The following is a 19,561-nucleotide window of genomic DNA, read 5'->3' as shown; positions in this document are numbered from 1 at the left end:
CTATGGCGCTTGCTTTTATTAAAAGACGTGGGGTCTAGCCCGGCCTGCTTGGCCAGTCCCGATGGGGAGTAACCAAATGCATTGGCCAGTCTGTCGATCGCCAGCCAGATTTTCTTGTGAGTCAACATAGGACAATAGTCCCATTTGCACGCGCAAAAATAAATAGGAATAAATTCTTATTTTATTCTTGACTCATAACAAAATTTATAGCACAAACGAGAACATAAAGGGAACAGTTATATCTAAAATAAGGGGGAAGAATGCAGATGAGTTCAGAAAATAAAACAAAAACAGAAGGCTGCAACGCTTCGCACACTGTACCATTTCACAATGCGGAAGAAGCTTGGTTCTGGTTTATCGCCGCGCAGGAAGCTCGCACCGACGGCGCACGTTTTGTCGCCGGGCAAAGCCTGTATCCGCGTCCTTGCGAACCGCTCGATATTTTGAAAGTACTCGACCGGCTGTATCGCCAGCGCCGTTTGCTCCGGGATCACTTGCTGGTCCTGCGTCATTACGGGCGGCGGCATTTGGCGCCGGATGATCGCCGCGTCAAAGAAGCCCGCGCATTCCAGCTCTGGCACGAGGCTTTAGAGCGAATAGGCGTAGTCCTCGAAAAGAAAGGCATCATCGAGCCTGGGCCCAGCGCCAGCCGGGATTGGATGCAAGATGCCATGCTCTATGAGAATTATCATTTGAATTTAGAAGGCGCCGTACAATGAGTTCGCATGCTGAATCACAAGCCACGACCAAAGCCTGGGTCATGTTTAGTGGCCATGCCGACCTAGCATGGCTGAAAATACTCAAACCGGGTTTTCGTCATTGTGCAGTTTTACTGAATGACGGTCACAACTGGATAACCATTGATCCGCTGTCGAATTATACCGACATCACCGTCCACCGTGTGCCGCTGGAATTCGATCTGCCGCTCTGGATGAAAGACCGTGGTCATAAGGTTGTGCCCGCACCGATTAATCGCACGCCGCGCCCAGCGCCTTTCGCTGTTTATAGCTGCGTCGAGGCCGTCAAACGTGTGCTGGGGATTCACCAGCGCCTGATCCTGACGCCCTGGCAGCTTTATCGCTATTTAAAACGCATTCAAACCGTTCAGACATTTACCCCGAAAGGAGATTTAGCATGGGAAGTTTAAGTTCAAGGTCAAGTGTGCCAAGGCCAACGCCGCAAGTCGTCTATGTTCCGCAAACCACCAACACGACCACAAGCGCGGCTGAAAGTGCCGCCAGCGCGGTAAGCGTCGGGGAAATGGCATCGCAGGTACGCACCCAGAATTTACTGGGTCGTGAACGCAGCCGTTTCGGCACCGTTCTGACTGGCTTTCGCGGTCTGCTCAGCACACTCGAAGATCATAGTCCGCGTAAAACTTTGCTCGGCGAATAGGAAAGAGGTTTAACCAATGCAAAACACTATAATAACAAAAGACCAACCTTTGGAACCCGAAGAAATTCAGGCCCGGCTGGCGCTCATGTTAAATCGCTTCAAAGCCGCGCAAAAGAAACGAAGCAATTGGGAAAGCCTGTGGGAGGAGTGTTATAATTACGCTCTGCCGCAACGCGGCGGTTTTACCGGCCAGCCAATGGCAGGTCAGCGCAAAACTGATCAGATTTATGACGCCACCGCCATGGATGCCGCCGATCAACTGGCTTCCAGCATGCTCGGCAATTTGACGCCGACATGGTCGCAATGGTTTGGTCTGAAGGCCGGCCCGGATCTAAGCGATGAGGAATCTGAACGCCTCGCCCCTGTGCTCGAAAAAGCAGCCAAGACCATTCAGGATCATTTCGATCGTTCAAACTTCGCCGTCGAAATCCATCAATGCTATCTTGATCTTATCGTCGGCGGCACCGCTTCGCTAGTGTTTGAGGAATCACAGCCCGGCAGTTTTTCAGCCTTTAAATTTTCCTCCACGCCGCTCACCCATGTGGTGTTGGAAGAGGGCGATAACGGCCATCTCGACGGTGCATTCCGGTTGATGAAACTCACGCTGGAGCAAATTAAATCTCGTTATCCGGCCTCTGAGCTTCCCTCTGAAATTATGCGCCGCGCCGCGCGCGATCCGCAGGAGCGTTTTAAAATTCTCGAAGCCGTCCTACCAGATGGGCTGATTTACAGCTATCATGCGTGTTTGATTGAACAGGACGATCAACCTGTCTTGCTCAGCGCCGGGTCGTTCGAACAATCGCCGATGATTTCTTTCCGCTGGCTGAAAAGCCCTGGCGAAATCTATGGTCGCTCACCGATTATGAAGGCGCTGCCCGACATTAAAACCGCAAACAAAGTCGTCGAGTTGATCCTGAAAAACGCCTCTATTGCCGTGACCGGAATCTGGCAAGCCGACGATGACGGCGTACTTAATCCAGCCAATATTGAACTCACTCCCGGCAGCATCATCCCCAAAGCTATTGGCTCCAAGGGATTGCAGCCTCTTGATATGCCGGGGCGCTTTGATGTCTCACAGCTTGTTCTCGATAGTTTGCAGGCTCGCATCCGTCATGCCTTGCTTGCGGATCGTCTCGCGCCGATTGCTTCGCCCAAAATGACAGCTACCGAAGTGCTGGAGCGTAGCGCCGAAATGTCGCTTTTGCTGTGCGCAACCTATGGTCGTCTGCAATCCGAGCTTCTAACGCCGTTGATAAAACGTGCCTTTATGATCCTTAAGCGCCGCGGTGAAATCCCTGATATTGCACTCGATGGTCGCCTTGTCGCAGTCGATTACCGCTCACCGCTTGCGCGCTCTCAAGGGCAAAAGAATGTCCAAAATACGCTGAGCTGGATTTCTTCCGTACTGGCCATGGGGCCGGAGGCCAGCGCCGCAATTAACCTGCCGCAAGCAGCGCGTTTCCTCGGCGATGCGCTGGGAGTACCCAACGATTTAATCCGCAAGGATATCCAGCAGATTGATCTGTCACAGTTCATACAACCCGCGCCAGTCGTTGAGCCGCCGCCCGTTGATGACACGCCCCAACAACAAGGAGACCAAGCATGATATTCGACATTTTTAAAAAAGACACCGCATTGCCCATGACTGCCGCCGAGCGCGGTCTGGTTTATACCCCGGCTGAACCGGGTAAAACGGAGCTGCGCGAAATTGAAAAGGCTTTTGCACGCCTGTTTTCATCCGACGACGGCCAAAAGGTGCTGGCACACTTACAGGTCGTGACGTTTCAACGGGCTCTGGGGCCGGGGGTCGGTGACGATCAACTGCGCTACCTCGAAGGCCAGCGTGCCATGGTTGCCACGATTTTACGCCTCATCGACCGTGGCCGTAAGCCGCAATAATTTTCTGACTGTCAAATAAGGAGACTAAAAACCATGACTACCAACCTACTTATCGAAGATATCGACCCGGAGATTATTCCGGAGAAATTCAAAAACCCGGAAACCGGCGCACTTCGCCTGGATGCGCTGGTCAATTCCTATGCCGAATTGGAAAAGAAAATGTCCGCCGGTCCAACTGCACCAAAATCACCGGAAGAATACTGTGTGAATTGTGATCATGGCCTGTTTGAACCCGACGGCGAAGTGAACCGGCGTCTCCACGCCAAAGGTATGACCCAGGAGCAAGTGCAGGAAGTCTATGACTTGGCTGCAGAAAAAATGGTGCCGATGATCAAGACCGTCGCCACGGATTTCAGCGCCGATCGCGAAGTGGAAAAACTCGTGAATCATTTCGGCGGCCCGGAAGCATGGAAAGAAGTTTCGCGTCAATTGCTGGCGTTCGGTCAGAGAAATGTTCCTGCCGATGTTTTGGAGAATCTTTCCAGTTCCTACGAAGGGGTGCTTGCGCTCTATAAAATGATGAAGTCTGAAGAGCCAAGCCTCAAGAAGCAAAGCGAAAATCCTTCTGTGCTAGGCGAGCAGGATCTTCAATCCATGATGCGCGACCCAAAATACTGGCGCGATAAAGACCCTGCGCATATCGCCAAGGTTACCGAAGGCTTTAAGAACGTTTATGGCGAATAGAAATTAAGACATGGGGCGCGGATTTAATCGCGTCCCTTTTTAAAGCGTTTAACGAAACTGACTTTGCGAGGCGGCAAACTGGGAAGCAACGTGATCATCAACGACATTTTGAAAATTACTGCGTATCTGTTGTGTTAAAGGCTTGAATCGGAATGCCACTTTGTTTTTGGTCTTGCGCACAACTTCGGCGGAGTGGGGTACATCAATGATATTATCCCGTAAACGAAACCGCATTGTCACGCCGACTTCATCTTCAAGGCCGAACTGGCGTTCGTCGGAACTGATAAGAACGCCGCCCAAAGACCAATTCTCAACCGGGTAAGTTTGTCCGTTGATAACCGTAACGCAACGATCGCAATCACGGCGCGCATGACGTCTGCGCACACTTTGCTCTTCGTTGTTATTATCAGCCTTAAGTGATGAAAATAATCGACCAAACATTTTTTATATCCCTGTCCTCTCAGAGCACAGTCTAAGCGTTTTTAGTAAAAATTACAATTCTATACAGTGTCTAGTATCCACATAATTATGGCAATTATAGGGCTTGTGTTAGAAAAAAGTCAAATACGGGCTTAATTTCTCCTTGACAATAAAGGAATAAATTCCTACAATATATTCAATCAACGCCAGGAGTCTATCCCGTGGCGTCTTTATAAGAATTCACCCCAGGACAACATAAGGTGCTGTAATAGCATAAATATGCCTTGCGGGTCCCGTGATAATGGCCGTTCACTGCGCTGAGCGACAACCTGTTTTGAGGGCCGGGCCTCAAACTCCTTTAGCAACTTTAAAAGAAAAGGTTATCGCCTATGTCTACAACAATAGATCAGGCTTTCATCAAGCAATTCGAACGCGAAGTGCATGAAGCCTACCAGCGTCAGGGTTCCAAACTGCGGAACACAGTGCGCACAATTTCCAATGTCAACGGTTCATCAGCGGTCTTTCAAAAGATTGGCAAAGGCACCGCCTCCACCAAATCCACCCACGGCATGGTGCCGGTGATGAATTTGGATCACTCCAACGTCGAAGTCACATTGCAGGACTATTATGCAGGCGACTGGATCGACCGTCTTGATGAACTCAAAGTCAATATCGATGAACGTCAGGTGATCGCCAGCGCCGGTGCTAACGCGCTGGGTCGCAAAACCGATGAACTGATCATCGATTCTTTGGCCAGCGCATCGGCCAGCACGATTGCCGATGGCAATGTCGGCATGACCAAGGATAAAATTCTCGAAGCTTTCGAAACTTTCGGTGAAAAAGATGTGCCTGATGATGGCCAGCGTTTCTGTGTCGTCGGCTGGAAACAATGGAGCGAATTGCTTGCCATCGATGAATTTGTCAACGCAGATTACATCGGTGCTGATGCGCTGCCATTTGCGTCCATCACACAAGCCAAGATGTTCCTCGGAACAATCTTTATTCCGCATTCCGGTTTGCCGGTCGATGCCAACGATATCCGCTCTTGCTTCTGGTATCATAAAACTTCCGTCGGTCACGCCGCAGCCCAAGATGTTGAAACCGATGTCTCGTGGCATGGCGACCGCGCCGCCCACTTCGTCAATAACATGATGAGTCAGGGTGCAGGTTTGATTGACGAAAACGGCATCATCACCATCGATTGTGATGAAACACCCGACTAATCGCGCAGTACACAACTTCAAACATTAAGGAGATAAATCAATGTCTTTTACAGCATCTGATTTGAGCGTGCTCGCGTACGCCAACAATTTCACACTTTGGCACTATGTCACCATTGATGCAGATGTCACGGTAGCTTCTTACTTTGATAAGGCTTCCGATATGCTGCGTGTGAATGATCTGATTATTGCGAATGTCGATACCGATGGAACCCCTGTGACGAAATTCTACATCGTCACGGCCAATTCCGGCGGCAGTGTCACGATCGCAGCCTATGCGTAAAACATAGCTGCGGATCGTTTTCTCTCTGTTGTAAAACACTGCTTAAGGCTTTGAGCGCTGGCCATTATCCGGCTTGCACAAATGCGCTCGCCAAGCCCGGCTTTAGTGAGTTTCAGGAAGTATCGATCATGAAGCAAAACCGGAGATTTTGTTCGTTTCTTTTAGACGCAAACAACTACTCTGGACTCGCTTCGCAAGGGTGCAGTCCACGCTCTTGCCTTTCCTCTTCATGGCAAAGGCGGGGCTGCACCCACCCTTTAACACATAAAGAATTTGGAGATTTCCCATGGCTCTCAATGATGTCGCGCTGGCTTCGCGCGCACTTATAAGAATTGGCGCCGCGCCAATCACAAGCTTTGACGACGGCACAGCCGAATCCGAAATCGCCGGCGCGCTCTATGCCCCTGTGCGCGATGGCCTGCTCTCTGCTTATCCGTGGACCTTCGCCACCGGCCAGGTCGCGTTGACCCAGCTAAGCACAGCCCCCATCGCCGATTACAGTTTCGCCTTCGGCCTGCCTAACGATTATCTGCGCGCGATCAGTGCCGGAACCGGCACAAAAGGACGCGGCCTCAATTATCGCATAGCCAACGGTGCGCTGCACACAAACGCCAGCGCCGTTGTGCTGACCTATGTTTTTCTTCCTGATGAAAGTGAATTTCCACCGTTTTTTGATCAGGCGCTCATCGCAAGACTATCGGCGGAATTTACAATTCCCGTGACGGAAAGTACATCCCGCGCCGAGGCGCATTTCCGCATCGCCGATCAGGAATTCCAGCGCGCCCGCCAGATCGACGCCCAGCAAGACACCCCCAACAAAATCGAAAGCTTCACCCTTGTCGATGTGCGGAATTAAATATTGGACATAACATCGATGGATTCACGCCCCTGTTATTCGATAAGAGAATTTTTACGCCGGGCTGAAATGGCAGGGGCAGCAGGACTTGAACCCGCGACCTACGGTTTTGGAGACCGTCGCTCTACCAACTGAGCTATACCCCTTTAAACGGACTTCACAGATAAAGGATTAAGGGACAAAAAGTCAAGCATTGCTCCTTTTAAGACAGAGATTTTTATTACCAAAGCGATCTAGAGATGGATTGCCGCGCCGAGGCACATTTCCGCATCGCCGATCAGGAATTCCAACGCGCCCGCCAAATCGATGTGTAGCAAGACACCCCCCAACAAAATCTAAAGCTTCACGCTTGTTGATTACGGGGATAATAATTTAACATAATTATTGACTTCGTGCTTCATATGTGCTAGCGTGCCTCATCGTAATAAACAGCACGGAGAGCGTAATGGCGCATTTTTTGAGAAATGCAATTTTAACAGCCACGTTGACACTTGGTACAAGCGCAGCTTTGGCTCAAGATCAGGCTAACGATGGCAGCGCCAAAGGAAACCATCTATCCAGACAATTTACCCCTTGCACAGGAGGATCGGCTGCGGAAAATGAGGCATGCCAAAGAGTGCATGATGCACAATCAGAGATTGAACGACAAGTCGTAAAAAGAATTGGTGAGTTGAAAGCATCCGATAATTGGCCTCCTAAAGTTGGCATAGAACTTCTTGAGAGAATGTTAAAATCGGAATGCAGGGGAGTTAAACCCGCAAAAGATGGTCAGGAAGCTACAGAACATTCTCCATGTCTACCTGGGCCTTTTCAGTATTGAAAATTTTTAGAAGTTAAATTCCCCAAACCCGCCCCTCGGCAAAAGAGCGGCGGGTTTTTTGTTGCCCCATTTTTGTCATCCCCGCTTTATGCGGGGATCCGGATGCCCGCGTAAAGCGGGCATGACACCTTAAATTTAAAGGAAAAACCATGACACGCATACGTGAAATCAAAACCAACTTCACCGCTGGTGAGATCAGCCGTGAGCTTTTGGGACGCGGGGATTTGCGCGCCTATGACAATGGTGCCTTGGCCCTGCGCAATGTTTTTATCCAGCCCACCGGGGGCGTGACGCGCCGTTCTGGCCTGGCCTATATAGACACCGCCGCCGGCGACGGCAAGCTGATTGCCTTTGAGTTTAACACCCAGCAAACTTCGCTGCTGGTTATCACCGATGAGCAGATCGATGTCTACACAAATGGCGCCAAAGAAACCACCATCATCGCGCCGTGGACGAGTACCCAAATCGCGCAGCTCGCCTGGACGCAAAGCGCCGATACGCTGCTGCTTACCCACCCGGATGCGCCGCCGAAAAAACTCACCCGCTCGGGCGCGGGCACATGGGCGCTGGAAGACTGGAGTTTCTTCACCGATGGGGGGATCATCGCCCAGCCCTATTTCAAATTCGCTGGCTCCGAAGTCACCCTCACGCCGAGCGGAACAACAGGCTCTATTACGCTCACGGCTTCGGCTGATGTATTTGCGCTGGGCCACGAAGGCACTCGCCTGCGCGTACATGGTAAAGAAGTCGAAATCACAGATTACGACTCCCCCACGGTCGTGACAGTCACAACCATAGAAGACCTGCCAAATACCGATCCCACAATCGACTGGTTCGAGCAGGCCTTTTCCCCTGTGCGGGGATATCCGGTGACGGTTGCTTTCCATCAGGACCGCCTTGTCATTGGCGGCAGCCGCGATTTGCCCAACCGCCTGTGGTTTTCCAAAAGCGGCGATCTGTTCAATTTCGATCTTGGCGAAGGCCTCGATGATGAATCTATTGAGTTCGCCATCCTGTCCGATCAGGTCAACGCTATTCGCGGTATCTTTTCCGGGCGGCATTTACAGGTCTTCACCTCCGGCGCGGAATGGCAGGTCACCGGCGACCCGCTCACCCCCGCCAGCGTCCAGATCCGCAGGCAAACCCGCATCGGTTCGCTGATTGATCGCTATATCCCGCCGACCAATGTCGATGGTGCAACGCTCTTTATAGCGCGCAATAAACAAGAGGTGCAGGAATTCCTCTATACCGATTTGGAGCAGGCTTATAAATCATCTGACCTCGCGCTGCTCTCAAAGCACGTGATCACTGGCCCCGTCGATATGGATTACGATTCACGCCGCCGCTTGTTATTTTTAGTTCGCGAAGACGGTCAGTTTGCCGCGCTCACTGTTTTTCGCGCTGAGGCTGTTGCCGCCTGGACCCTGCATAATACCGATGGCGCAGTGAAATCGGTTGCTGTCGTTGGTGATGAAGTCTATATGCTGATCCAGCGCGGCGGCGATTATTTCGTAGAGCAATTCGACGATGCGCTCAATCTCGACTCTGCATTGACCGGAGAAGTCGGCAGTCCCGCAACCGTATGGTCCGGCCTTGATCATCTTGAAGGGCAAAGCGTTTCAATCGTTGCCGACGGGCAGGTCGTTGCCGATCAAACCGTCACCGGCGGGCAGATCACACTCGCCGAAGCCGCCAGCACCATCGAGATCGGGCTGCCCTATACGCATATCGTTGAGCCCCTGCCGCCCAGCGAATTGGGAAGCGCCGGAGGAGGGCGGCGTGTGCGCCTGATTGAAGGCATTTTCCGCCTTCAGGATACGCAAAGCCTGCGGCTTGATATTGGACGGGGATTATCAGACATTGCCCTGCGTCAGCTCGGCGAAGATGAAATTCTCGATGCGCCGCCGCCAAAAGTCAGCGGCGATATCAGCGTCCGCAGTCTCGGCTGGCAAACCGATAGAACGAAGGCCCTGTGGCGGATCGAGCAGGATGTGCCGTTAAGCTTCACCCTGCTGTCCGTAACAACGCAATTAAAAGTTAATGATTAGCTTATTAATGTAGTTCAGCTATAAGCTTCGTTGTTGCCGCTTCTTCTTGATCACTCCCAGGGGAGGAAGCCCAGATTGTGCGCGCAGGCTTTTGAATGGCTTTTGTCCGAGAATTTCTGTCAAAAGCATCGTTTACTCTAACGGGCGTTTCAATTTTGTCACAACTCACACAGCTAGGAAGGCGTCCACTTGTCCATGTCATCGTTTTTTCCTCTCTTAAGGTTATAGGATGCAAATTATTTACCATAATAATGTTCTGTGTGTCAATATAAAAAAGAGCATTCGATGTATTTTAAATACCGTAAAGATTTTTTATAAAAAAAACAACCGTAAAACCGCAAGATTAATTCAAAAATATAAAATTATTCACAATAATCGGAAAGGAGGTTCCCATGGGAGCCATTACCCCCATCGCCAGCAGCCTGTCCGCCGCTGTCAGTACACTTAACACCGTCGGTCAGGTCGTCGGCGCGGTCCAGACCTTAAGCGGCAACAGCAACGCCCGCCAGGAGCAGGAACTTGCCCTGCGTCAATTACAGGAGCGCCAGAAATTGCAGGCCGCGGGGCTAGCCCAGTCCAATGCTTTGGAACGCGAAAAAATCGCCGCGCAGGCCGCGCAAGATGAGGAAGAACGCCGCAACGCTCTGCGCCGGGCGGTCGCACGCCAACGCGCGCAATTTGGCGGATCAGGCGTCAGCGCCAATAGCGGATCGGCCCAGGCCGTCCTGCTCGGCCTGTTCGACGAAACCGAAGACGAGATCAATCGGCGTACACAGCTCGACTCTTTACGGACCCGCGCACTCGATCTGAATGAAACGCAATCCCGCAGCCTCAACCTCCTGCAAGCCACCCAGCTCCAGCAGCGCCAGAAGCTCAACGATCAGGTCACACTCTTCGACCGCTTGTTTTAACCCGCCGTCATTGCGAGGAGAACCGATAGGTTCGACGCGGCAATCCATATCAACTGGATTGCTTTGCGAAGTTTATGCCCTGTGGGTACTCGCAATGACAGATACAAAACCAGTTTTAAGGAAGCCTCCCTTCATGACCGAACACATCAAAATGCCGGACGTAACGCCAATTGTGCGTTATGTCGCTAATGGCACGCAAGACACATTCACCTACCCGTTTCCCATTTTTGCCAGCGAGGACTTGAGCGTCTATATAGACGGCGCGAAGCAGACCAGCGGTTTCACCATTAACGGCGCGGGGAATACGGCGGGCGGCGATGTCACTTTCGACACCGCTCCTGCAATGGATACCATCATAACGCTCGCCCGCGAGCTGCCCATAGAGCGCGTAACCGACTTTCTCGAAGGCGGGGACTTCTCCGCCCAATCCATCAATAACGAGCTTGATTACCTCATCGCCGCGCTCCAGCAGGTCAGCCGCGAAAACGACCTCATGCTCAAATATGGTGACCACGAAACCCCCGGCAATGTAGAGCTGCCATCGCGCGCCACCCGCGCAAATAAAGGCCTAGGCTTTGACGGAAGCGGCAACCCCGTCGCGCTCGATCTCTCCGGCGCTTCCGCCTCGCCGGATTTTACCCCTACCGGCACCGGCGCGGCCACGCGCACCGTGAATGACAAGCTCGCCGATGCGATCTCAATCAAGGATTTTGGCGCTGTTGGTGACGGCCTCACCAATGACACGGTCGCTATCCAAAATGCAATAGCCGCGCACGATATGGTTTATATCCCGCCCGGCGAATATCTGATCACGGGAACAATCACCCTTACCGCGCGCAAAGCCCTGATCGGCGCGGGCCAGAAATCCGTGCTCAAATGCAACGCGCAAACATTCAACGCCATTGAGATCACCGAGGATCATTGCACCGTGCATAATTTCCGCATTGAAGGTGGAGATATCGGAATTAAGCTTTACGGCGCAACGCGTCCGGTCGTGCAAACGTCCGTGAGCGACATCACCATCGTTTCGTCCAATATCGGCGTCCAGCTTGATGGCGGCGCGAACCCGAGCTTTCCATGTTACTGGAACAATTTTGACCGCGTGCTGGTTGAACAGTTCGCCGTCCATGGCTTTCACCTCTATCGCAGCGGGGCAGGGGATACGCCCAACGCCAATAAATTCCATGCTTGCCGCGCCTATTCTCTGGGCACGACCTGTACGGGCGCCGGGTTTTATATCGAAGAAGCACGCTATAATAACGCCTTTGTCGATTGCGAAGCCAATGTCCACGGCTCCGCGCAAGGCTGTTTCATCATCGGGTCTGGCTGCGATAAAACGCTGCTCATCAACCCCTATGCCGAAAGCTATAACAGCGTCCCTAATATCAAACTCGAAGCCGGCTCCATTGAAACCTCTATCTTTAATCTACTCTCCGCCAGCGACGGCGCGGCGATCTGGGATCTTTCAGGCGGCGAATACACCGCCTATAACGCAGGGTATCCGAATAAGAACCGCCTGCAAAAAACCACCTGTATCGACATGAACGCAACGCTCCAGCGCTTCGATACCGAATATATCAATAGCGCCGGGACCATCACGCTCGACACTTCACACTCCGTGCATCTGGTTTCCAGCTTTGGCGGGGCCCTGACGGTCAATCTGCCCGCCGCCGCCGATGCAACGGGCGCGATGATGGTCGTTAAGAAAATTGACAGCTCCGCGAATGTTATCACCATTAAGGAAGTCAGCGGCAATGGTCCCGATGCGCGCGATTATTTTTTAGGGGCGGAAAATGATTACATGATGGCGCTGTCCAACGGCGCGGAATGGTTTGTCATTGCTTCCAACCGCTCCCCCGGCAATACCCGCTATTTCGATGGCACTGGCACCTATGACATCGATATGGCCGTAGATACTTATTTGCTCTCCAGCTTTGGTGGTGCGCTCACCGCTCGTCTGCCCCCGGCCAATTCCTCCCAGGCTGTCGGGCGCACTGTGACCATCAAAAAAACCGATGTCTCGGCCAACACCATCACGGTGAGCGAGCAGGGCGGAACCGGCCCCGACGGCTTCGCTCAACCCTTAAACGCGCAATACAACGCCATCACTGTCGTTTCTGATGGCGGCCAGTGGTTCATCGTCAATAAATTTTAATTTATGCGTCATTGCGAGGAAGGCCGAAGGCCTGACGCGGCAATCCAACTCCTATAGATGGATTGCTTCGCTGTCGCTCGCAATGACGTCAAGGGACCACATTGTGGTTCAAAAACCAACAAGGAAATTATATGGAGAACTATACGAAACGCATCAAAACCCGCATTGCACAATTTCTCAACAGCGCCACGGCAGTGGTCGTGCAATCCTACGAACGTTATCTCAGCAGCGATTTGCCAAAAAATCTTGATGATGAAAGTAAAGGCCCGGCGGAATTTAAAAAATTCCACGATGCCGGGAAATCCGCTGCCTCCCATCTCGAAAGTCTCCTCAAACTGGCCGATGCCACGGACGACAGCGAACAGCAGGAAAAAATCGCGTCCAGGCGCGAAGAGCAGGAAAACATACAAGCCCGGATACAAAGCGCCCGCGCAGAATTGGAGGAGGGCGATGAATGAACGAAATCGTAAAGCCGACCAGCCTGCAAAGCACGAAATTCGACATCAGCGAAGCCGATTTCCCGCTCTTCGTGGTGCTGTGGAACCAGCGCATGGGGCTGCGCACACCACAAATCCACCTGAAAATGGCGCGCTGGCTGGAATGGAATTGGACCCGCAAGAATACACGGCTTCTCCTGATGGCCTTCCGCAGCGCAGGCAAAAGCACGATCACCGGCCTGTTTTCGGCCTGGCTTTTATATCGCAAGGCGGATTTGCGTATCCTTGTGTTGGCGGCGGATTTTACGCTGGCGAAAAAGATGGTGCGCAACGTGCGGCGCATTATCGAGCGCCACCCGCTGACCACAAAAATGAAACCGGAAAACGCCGACCAATGGGCCTCCGACCGCTTCACGGTCAAACGCACTTTTGAAGCGCGCGACCCCTCCATGATGGCCAAGGGCATCACCGCCAACATCACCGGCTCACGCGCCGATATTGTCATTTGCGATGATGTCGAGGTTCCCAACACCTGCGACAGCGCCGAAAAACGCCGCGAATTGCGCGAGCGCCTGGGCGAGATGGAATATGTCCTCGTCCCCGGCGGAACGAAAATTTACGTTGGTACGCCGCATAATTACCACACGATCTACGCTGATGAGCCGCGTACGCAACTGGGCGAGGAAAAAGAATTCTTAAACGGCTTTGAACGTCTCAAAATTCCTATTCTGGACGAAAAAGGGCAAAGCGCATGGATTGAGCGCTATAGCGAGGCCGATATCGCCGGTATGAAGAGGGCCGCCGGGCCGAATAAATTCGCCTCCCAGATGATGCTTCAGCCCGTGAACATTGCCGAAGGGCGATTAAATCCCGATCTGCTGCGCCATTATGATGAACCGCTGGATTACTGTAAGGAACTGCAAACCCTGTTTTTGGGCCAAACAAAGATGGTCTCCGTCAGCGCCTTTTGGGACCCGGCCTTCGGCGCAGCTAAAGGCGACCACAGCGTTATGGCCGTCATATTTAGCGATGCGGAGGGGAATTTCTACCTTCATCACATCGAATATATTCGCACCGACGCTGGTAATGAGCAGGACGAAGCAACGCAACAATGCCGTATCGTTTCGCAGATTGCTAAAAATCATTACCTGCCCGCCATGACAGTTGAGACGAACGGCATCGGGCGGTTTCTTCCCGGCATCTTGCGCAATGAGCTTGCCAGGGCCAAAGCGCCGTGCGGTGTACAGGAAACCAGCCAGAGCCGTGCCAAAGATCTGCGTATTTTGGAGGCCTTCGATGCCGTGCTCGCCGCCCGGCGGTTGCACATTCACAAATCGATCCTAAGAACGCCCTTCATGACTGAAATGCGCGAATGGCGGCCCGAAAGTAATAAAGGGCATGATGATGGACTCGATGCCGTTGCAGGTGCGCTTTCCCAAGCGCCTGACCGCCTGCCGCGCCTCTACGGCCGTGGCGGCCATAACTGGATGAAATCCGCCCGGACTCACAAGGCGGACACTGATTTCAGAGTTTAGGAGTGGTCGCCGGGAGTACAGTTAGCAGGCAGTGTGGTGCAATAAACGAGTTCTCTTTTAAAACAATTGATCCAGCGTTGTGCCTCCCGACCGCAATGGCGGTTAAAAGAGGCTTGAAGAACACGGAAACTCAAAGGGCTGGAGCCTTGTGAATGGATCTCCATGAAATCAACGGCTTCCTGAAGTTGGTCATTAAAAGGAAGGCCTGCGTCTTTCGCGACTTGGACATAGCCATGCGCACGGCTCAGAAATTCTTTTGTTCGTTTGTCACCGGGAACAAGCACGGACGTATTAGGCATTTTAATCCCCTTTAAAAAAGTAGCCAAAAATTAACATAACAAAACATTTTATACAAGAAAAAAGATAAGGGAAATTATGAACCTGCTTTCACAAGATCTGGTCTGGTGGATCACAATTTTCGATCTGCCGGCCATGGCCGGCCTTTTGGCTTTTTCCTGGCGGACGCGCCGCGAAGCCGAAAGAGCCATCAACAATTTAGAGCACATGCTTGAGCACCGCTCGGATCAGCTCCGCGATGCGCTCAGCGGATTCAAACTTGAAGTTGCCAAAACTTATGCCTCGCAGACCGATTTACGGGCGCTCGAATCCCGGCTGGTGGAGCATTTGCTGCGCATCGAATCCAAACTCGACGCCACCGCTCTTAAGGCCGAGGCTCTTAAGGCCAAATCTGAATAACCCCCGTCGTCATTGCGAGGAAGGCCGTAAGGCCTGACGCGGCAATCCAGCTCTGAAATTCGCGTAAGAGATGGATTGCTTCACGAAGTTTATGCCCCAGAGGGTGCCCGCAATGACGCAGAACTTAATTACAGGAGAACACAATGAAAAAACCAACCCTGACTGCAATTGGTGGTTCAGACGTGCGCCCGCGCGCTGACGCCGAAGAATTTTACCGCGCACTTGAAATTGATGTTCTGGCGCGCACTCTCTGGGGTGAAGCCCGGGGACAGGGTCATATTGGAATGGAAGCGGTCGCCAGTGTTGTGCTCAACCGCGTGAAAGTCGCGCAAGGTCATGGCGGTAAATACTGGTGGGGAGGCAATATCATTCAGGTCTGTCAAAAACCGTATCAATTCTCGTGCTGGAATCGCTCTGACCCAAATTTTCAGAAATTACAGGCCATCGATGATAAAAACCTTTATTTCGCCAGCGCCCTGCGCATTGCCCGGCGTGCCGTGGCCGGGGTTTTGCCGGATCATACTGGTGGGGCTACCCATTACCATGCCGATTATACCTCGCCATATTGGGCACGCGATGAAATCCCCAGTGCCAAAATCGGCCATCACATCTTTTACAAATTGCAGGAGGCCTGATCCATGCTCGAAACCATACTCGCCCGCATCGGTCTACCGCTGCTGATCACCTTCGTATCAGGAGCCTTAAAACAGATCAACACGCCCGTCACCAAAAGTGCGGCAAAAGCTTTAGAAGATGTTGATAAAGCGCTGAAAGCAGGAGATATTTCACCGGAAGCTATAGCGGAATCGAACAGGCACATGGAGGCACTTTCTCTAATGAAATCAGAGGAATACCGTGAAGCTTTTAAACAGGTTAATGAATCGCTGCGCACCGAAATTGCCTCCTCTGATAAATACATTCGGCGGATGCGTCCCACTTTCGGCTACCTGATGGCCATCACCTGGGCCGCGCAAATGCTGGGGGTTGCATACATTATGATATTCGATACGCAACGTGCCGGATATATAATGTCGTCTATGTCATCGCTCAGCGCAATCTGGGCTGTCGGCCTTTCTGTGTTGGGTATTTACGTTTATAAACGTAGTGAAGATAAAAAGCTTGTCTCACCCGAAACCATCTTTTGGAATGCATCGCGTTAATGTGTTGGTGCAGGTTCCTCAATATGTGTCGTAACATCAATTGCATGGATCGAAACATTCATTAAATGAGAATTAATGAGGAAATGTACACCGATCGCCGAGATATATCCCAAAACGATAACCGGCGTCCATTTCAGGTGGCTCATAAATGTATATTGCCCACGCGCCACACCCATCAACGCTACGCCCGCCGCAGAACCAATAGAAAGCATGCTGCCACCTACGCCTGTGGTCAGAGTAATCAGCAGCCATTGGAAATGATCCATTTCCGGATTCATGCTCAGCACCGCGAACATCACCGGAATATTATCAATTATGGCAGAAGATACCCCCAAAACGATATTTGTCGCGCTTGCGCCAAACTCCTGATACATCGCAGCAGAGGCCAGCTCCATATACCCTAAAAAGGCCAGGCCGCCGACAGAGAAGATCACACCAAAGAAGAAGAGCAGCGTATCCCATTCCGCCGCCGCGACATTTTCAAGAATGTCAAAATCCTTATCTTCGTCTTTGTTGACCCACACGTGCCGGATGACGTAAGCAGCGATCATCAAGAAAGACAGACCAAACATCATGCCGACAAAAGGTGGCAGACCAAGTGTCTGTTCGAACCCAACGGCCATGGCAATGGTGAAAACTCCCAGGGCGATAATCATCCGCGCCCCATGGCGAAGCGATACGTCTTCTTTCAGGGCTTCCGGATAATCACGCGGAATGAAAACGCTCATAATGGCAGCCGGTATCAGGAAGCAGATAACGGAAGGAAGGAATAAATTAAAGAATTCAAAGAAGGAGACGTTCCCGGACTGCCAGACCATCAGCGTTGTAATATCACCAAACGGGCTGAACGCCCCCCCTGCATTGGCAGCACTAACCACATTAATACAAGCCAGAGAAACAAAGCGCGGATTATTGCTACCCACGGCCACAACCACAGCCCCCAACACCAATGCTGTGGTTAAATTGTCCGCCACTGGAGATAAAAAGAAGGCGATAAGTCCTGTCGCCCAGAAAAGCTGTCTAAAATTCAGCCCCGACCGGATCAGGTTGCTTTTTAATACGGCAAAAACATTGCGCTCTTCCAGTGCGCTGATATAAGTCATTGCGGCAAGAAGAAAAAGCAGCAAACTCGCATATTCTTCCAGCCCGTGAAAAATCGCGCTATGAAGGGTATCGTGGTCAATGCCGTAAGACGGCGCGATCATGCCGATAATGACCCAGATCAAGCCGGCGCCCAACAGCACAGGCTTGGATTTACGCATGTGGGTGTATTCTTCCATCAACACCGCAACATAAGACAAGACGAAAATAACCAGACACAAAATTGCCGCCGGGTGCGTAACAGCGTTCAGGGTTTGGGCCGAGGCATTGCTGTTTGATGCCGCCCAAATCGAGGCGGTAGGAAGGCAAACAGCAAATAATGTAGCGACGATTAAAAGAGATAAATATCCGGCGCGTTTGAGCATGTGTGGGTTCCCCAAAAGTATCAAGCGGTAAAGATCACGCCAGTGTAACTGGCTATTCGCATTTGATGCTTCTTATATCATAAAAAAAAGCCCGGGGAAATGCCGGGCTTTTTTAAGAGAAAGCTTTATACCGCAATCATGCGTGCAATCTAACCGTGATGCTCCGTTTTTTCCATTGCGTGAGCCGCTTTTTCATGCATCTTGGCCGCGTGCATCTCCGCCGTCGGCAGGGGATGAGCGAAAAAGGGGAAAAAGAGCCACATCGCCAGCGAACAAACGCACAGCGTCAACAGCATGACCGGCGTACCTTTGCGAAACCATACGCCTGGCGTTATGCGCAAAGAAGGCTTGTTCTCCTGTTGGGCTAGGCGTTCGCTCAGTGTCACGATGAACACGTTTGCGGTAGAGCCGAGGTGAGAACCGTTACCGCCCATACCTACGCCGATCGCCAACGCCCACCATAATGGTGTGACTGGAATGCCTTGCGCCTCCATGCCCATGATGATCGGGATCATAGCTGCTGTGAACGGGATGTTATCGATCATGGCCGAAAGGATTGCCGCGACCCACATCAGGACCAGACAGGCCAGCAGCATGTCTTCACGTACGATCGGGGTGATGAACTGACCGATCCATTCCAGAAACTGCGAGCCTTCAACCCCGCCGACGATTACGAACAGGGAAACGAAGAACATGAGCAGCGAAAGCTCGACTTCCGTCAGGTATTTGTCCGGATTGGCTTTGTAGGTCAGAGCCAGTAAAACCGTCAGCCCCAGGCAGGCCACGACCCACGCTTCCCAGTGCAGCGCGCCGTGCATGACAAAGAGCACGACCATCACGCCTAAAACGGCCAGGGAGGAAAACCATGTTTTCTTGTCGGTGATCATGTCCTCGGATTCAAATTCCGGTTTGTCCGGCGTTACAGACAAGGTCTTGCGAAAAAGGAGTTTCAGACCGAACAGGGTCACGAGCCATGCGGCGAAGACGATCCCACCCATACGGATGAAGAAGGTATTGAAGTCGATATCCGCGGCCGAGCCGATCATTAGGTTGGGCGGATCCCCGACCAGCGTGGCCACGCCGCCCGTATCGGACAGAAGCGCGGCGGCCAGAAGATAGGGAATCGGGTTGACCTTCAGCGCCTGGCAGATCAGGACGATCAGCGGGCCGAAAATCACCACCGTGGTCACGTTGTCCAGCAGCAGGGAAATGACCGTTACGGCCGTTCCCATCAGGGCCAGAAGCAAAAACAGCCGCCCCTTGCTGAAATCCGCGATCCAGTAGGCTATGGCCTGAAACCCACCCGTCGGGATCATGATGGCGACGATGGTCATCATCGCGCCGAGCAGGAACACCACGTTCCAGTCGATGGCTTCAATGGCTTTTTCCGGGTTATAAAACCCGAAGACCTGCCCGATGATCACCATGGCCGCTGCGCCGAGCATCGCGATTTTTGTGCGGTGGATATGGTGAAGTCCTTCGGTAAAAATGCCTGCAAAGGTCACGATCAGAATGATCGCAGAAATAAGCATCGGCGTATCAAATACTAATTCATGCATTATCTTGTGACTTTCTT

Annotated in this window: 22 protein-coding genes and 1 tRNA gene; 18 read left to right on the top strand and 5 right to left on the bottom strand. The window is 52.1% G+C overall.

Annotated features, from left to right (window positions below; translation table 11 throughout):
• The first annotated feature begins 266 nt into the window (after positions 1–266).
• Genes H6859_06305 through H6859_06280 form a run of 6 tightly spaced genes read left to right on the top strand, consistent with a single transcriptional unit; the run spans position 267 to position 3,978 of the window.
• Positions 267–719 (top strand): hypothetical protein, encoded by a 453-nt coding sequence (locus H6859_06305; GenBank protein ID USO04776.1) that lies wholly within the window; start codon positions 267–269, stop codon positions 717–719.
• Positions 716–1,147, top strand: a complete 432-nt coding sequence (locus H6859_06300; protein ID USO04775.1) for a hypothetical protein — start codon at positions 716–718, stop codon at positions 1,145–1,147. Before H6859_06305 ends, H6859_06300 begins: the two co-directional genes overlap by 4 nt.
• Positions 1,135–1,395: a hypothetical protein gene (locus H6859_06295; protein USO04774.1), complete on the top strand. Its 261-nt coding sequence runs from the start codon at positions 1,135–1,137 to the stop codon at positions 1,393–1,395. Before H6859_06300 ends, H6859_06295 begins: the two co-directional genes overlap by 13 nt.
• 16 nt (positions 1,396–1,411) lie before the next feature.
• Entirely contained in the window at positions 1,412–3,001 is a 1,590-nt protein-coding gene (locus H6859_06290; GenBank protein USO04773.1) for a head-tail connector protein, read from the top strand.
• 35 nt (positions 3,002–3,036) lie between these two features.
• Positions 3,037–3,294: a hypothetical protein gene (locus H6859_06285; GenBank protein USO06717.1), complete on the top strand. Its 258-nt coding sequence runs from the start codon at positions 3,037–3,039 to the stop codon at positions 3,292–3,294.
• A gap of 33 nt (positions 3,295–3,327) precedes the next feature.
• Positions 3,328–3,978: a hypothetical protein gene (locus H6859_06280; protein USO04772.1), complete on the top strand. Its 651-nt coding sequence runs from the start codon at positions 3,328–3,330 to the stop codon at positions 3,976–3,978.
• 48 nt (positions 3,979–4,026) lie between these two features.
• On the opposite strand, the gene H6859_06275 is transcribed toward H6859_06280, so the two are convergent.
• Positions 4,027–4,419, bottom strand: a complete 393-nt coding sequence (locus H6859_06275; GenBank protein ID USO04771.1) for a PilZ domain-containing protein — start codon at positions 4,417–4,419, stop codon at positions 4,027–4,029.
• A 368-nt stretch (positions 4,420–4,787) separates the two neighbouring features.
• Between H6859_06275 and H6859_06270 the strand changes: the two genes are divergently transcribed.
• From H6859_06270 to H6859_06260, 3 genes are all read left to right on the top strand, one after another.
• Complete coding sequence (locus tag H6859_06270) at positions 4,788–5,621, top strand: hypothetical protein (GenBank protein ID USO04770.1); 834 nt, start codon at positions 4,788–4,790, stop codon at positions 5,619–5,621.
• Positions 5,622–5,661: 40 nt separating this feature from the next.
• Positions 5,662–5,901, top strand: a complete 240-nt coding sequence (locus H6859_06265; GenBank protein ID USO04769.1) for a hypothetical protein — start codon at positions 5,662–5,664, stop codon at positions 5,899–5,901.
• Between the two features lie 286 nt (positions 5,902–6,187).
• Positions 6,188–6,757 carry a hypothetical protein gene (locus tag H6859_06260; protein ID USO04768.1) on the top strand — a complete coding sequence of 190 codons (570 nt, stop codon included), beginning with the start codon at positions 6,188–6,190 and terminating at the stop codon, positions 6,755–6,757.
• Between the two features lie 70 nt (positions 6,758–6,827).
• Here H6859_06260 and H6859_06255 read toward each other — a convergent pair.
• A tRNA-Trp gene (locus H6859_06255) sits at positions 6,828–6,903 on the bottom strand.
• 299 nt (positions 6,904–7,202) lie between these two features.
• On the opposite strand from H6859_06255, the gene H6859_06250 reads away from it, so the two are divergent.
• From H6859_06250 to terL, 6 genes are all read left to right on the top strand, one after another.
• Positions 7,203–7,577, top strand: a complete 375-nt coding sequence (locus tag H6859_06250) for a hypothetical protein (protein USO04767.1) — start codon at positions 7,203–7,205, stop codon at positions 7,575–7,577.
• A gap of 149 nt (positions 7,578–7,726) precedes the next feature.
• The gene (locus H6859_06245; GenBank protein ID USO04766.1) at positions 7,727–9,625 is read left to right on the top strand and encodes a hypothetical protein; all 1,899 of its coding nucleotides are present in this window, start codon (positions 7,727–7,729) and stop codon (positions 9,623–9,625) included.
• Between the two features lie 392 nt (positions 9,626–10,017).
• A complete protein-coding gene (locus H6859_06240; GenBank protein USO04765.1) occupies positions 10,018–10,536 on the top strand; it encodes a transporter in 519 nt (172 codons plus the stop codon).
• A gap of 133 nt (positions 10,537–10,669) precedes the next feature.
• Positions 10,670–12,691 (top strand): hypothetical protein, encoded by a 2,022-nt coding sequence (locus H6859_06235; protein USO04764.1) that lies wholly within the window; start codon positions 10,670–10,672, stop codon positions 12,689–12,691.
• A 131-nt stretch (positions 12,692–12,822) separates the two neighbouring features.
• Positions 12,823–13,149: a hypothetical protein gene (locus H6859_06230; GenBank protein ID USO04763.1), complete on the top strand. Its 327-nt coding sequence runs from the start codon at positions 12,823–12,825 to the stop codon at positions 13,147–13,149.
• Positions 13,146–14,663 (top strand): phage terminase large subunit, encoded by a 1,518-nt coding sequence (gene terL, locus H6859_06225; GenBank protein ID USO04762.1) that lies wholly within the window; start codon positions 13,146–13,148, stop codon positions 14,661–14,663. The genes H6859_06230 and terL overlap by 4 nt, the downstream gene beginning before the upstream one ends.
• Here terL and H6859_06220 read toward each other — a convergent pair.
• Positions 14,660–14,962 (bottom strand): hypothetical protein, encoded by a 303-nt coding sequence (locus H6859_06220; GenBank protein ID USO04761.1) that lies wholly within the window; start codon positions 14,960–14,962, stop codon positions 14,660–14,662. The genes terL and H6859_06220 overlap by 4 nt on opposite strands.
• A 76-nt stretch (positions 14,963–15,038) precedes the next feature.
• On the opposite strand from H6859_06220, the gene H6859_06215 reads away from it, so the two are divergent.
• From H6859_06215 to H6859_06205, 3 genes are all read left to right on the top strand, one after another.
• Entirely contained in the window at positions 15,039–15,359 is a 321-nt protein-coding gene (locus H6859_06215; GenBank protein USO04760.1) for a hypothetical protein, read from the top strand.
• Between the two features lie 143 nt (positions 15,360–15,502).
• The gene (locus H6859_06210) at positions 15,503–15,994 is read left to right on the top strand and encodes a cell wall hydrolase (protein ID USO04759.1); all 492 of its coding nucleotides are present in this window, start codon (positions 15,503–15,505) and stop codon (positions 15,992–15,994) included.
• Positions 15,995–15,997: 3 nt separating this feature from the next.
• A complete protein-coding gene (locus H6859_06205; protein USO04758.1) occupies positions 15,998–16,519 on the top strand; it encodes a ribokinase in 522 nt (173 codons plus the stop codon).
• On the opposite strand, the gene nhaD is transcribed toward H6859_06205, so the two are convergent.
• Complete coding sequence (gene nhaD / locus H6859_06200) at positions 16,516–17,985, bottom strand: sodium:proton antiporter NhaD (protein USO04757.1); 1,470 nt, start codon at positions 17,983–17,985, stop codon at positions 16,516–16,518. The two genes, H6859_06205 and nhaD, sit on opposite strands and share 4 nt — an antisense overlap.
• A gap of 149 nt (positions 17,986–18,134) precedes the next feature.
• Positions 18,135–19,547: an ArsB/NhaD family transporter gene (locus H6859_06195; GenBank protein USO06716.1), complete on the bottom strand. Its 1,413-nt coding sequence runs from the start codon at positions 19,545–19,547 to the stop codon at positions 18,135–18,137.
• Between the last annotated feature and the right edge of the window lie 14 nt (positions 19,548–19,561).

The sequence above is a fragment of the Rhodospirillales bacterium genome, from assembly GCA_023898785.1.
Lineage (GTDB): Bacteria > Pseudomonadota > Alphaproteobacteria > Micavibrionales > Micavibrionaceae > TMED27.
The sequence above is the reverse complement of the archived record's forward strand: the minus strand, read 5'-3'. Positions and strand labels throughout refer to the sequence as shown.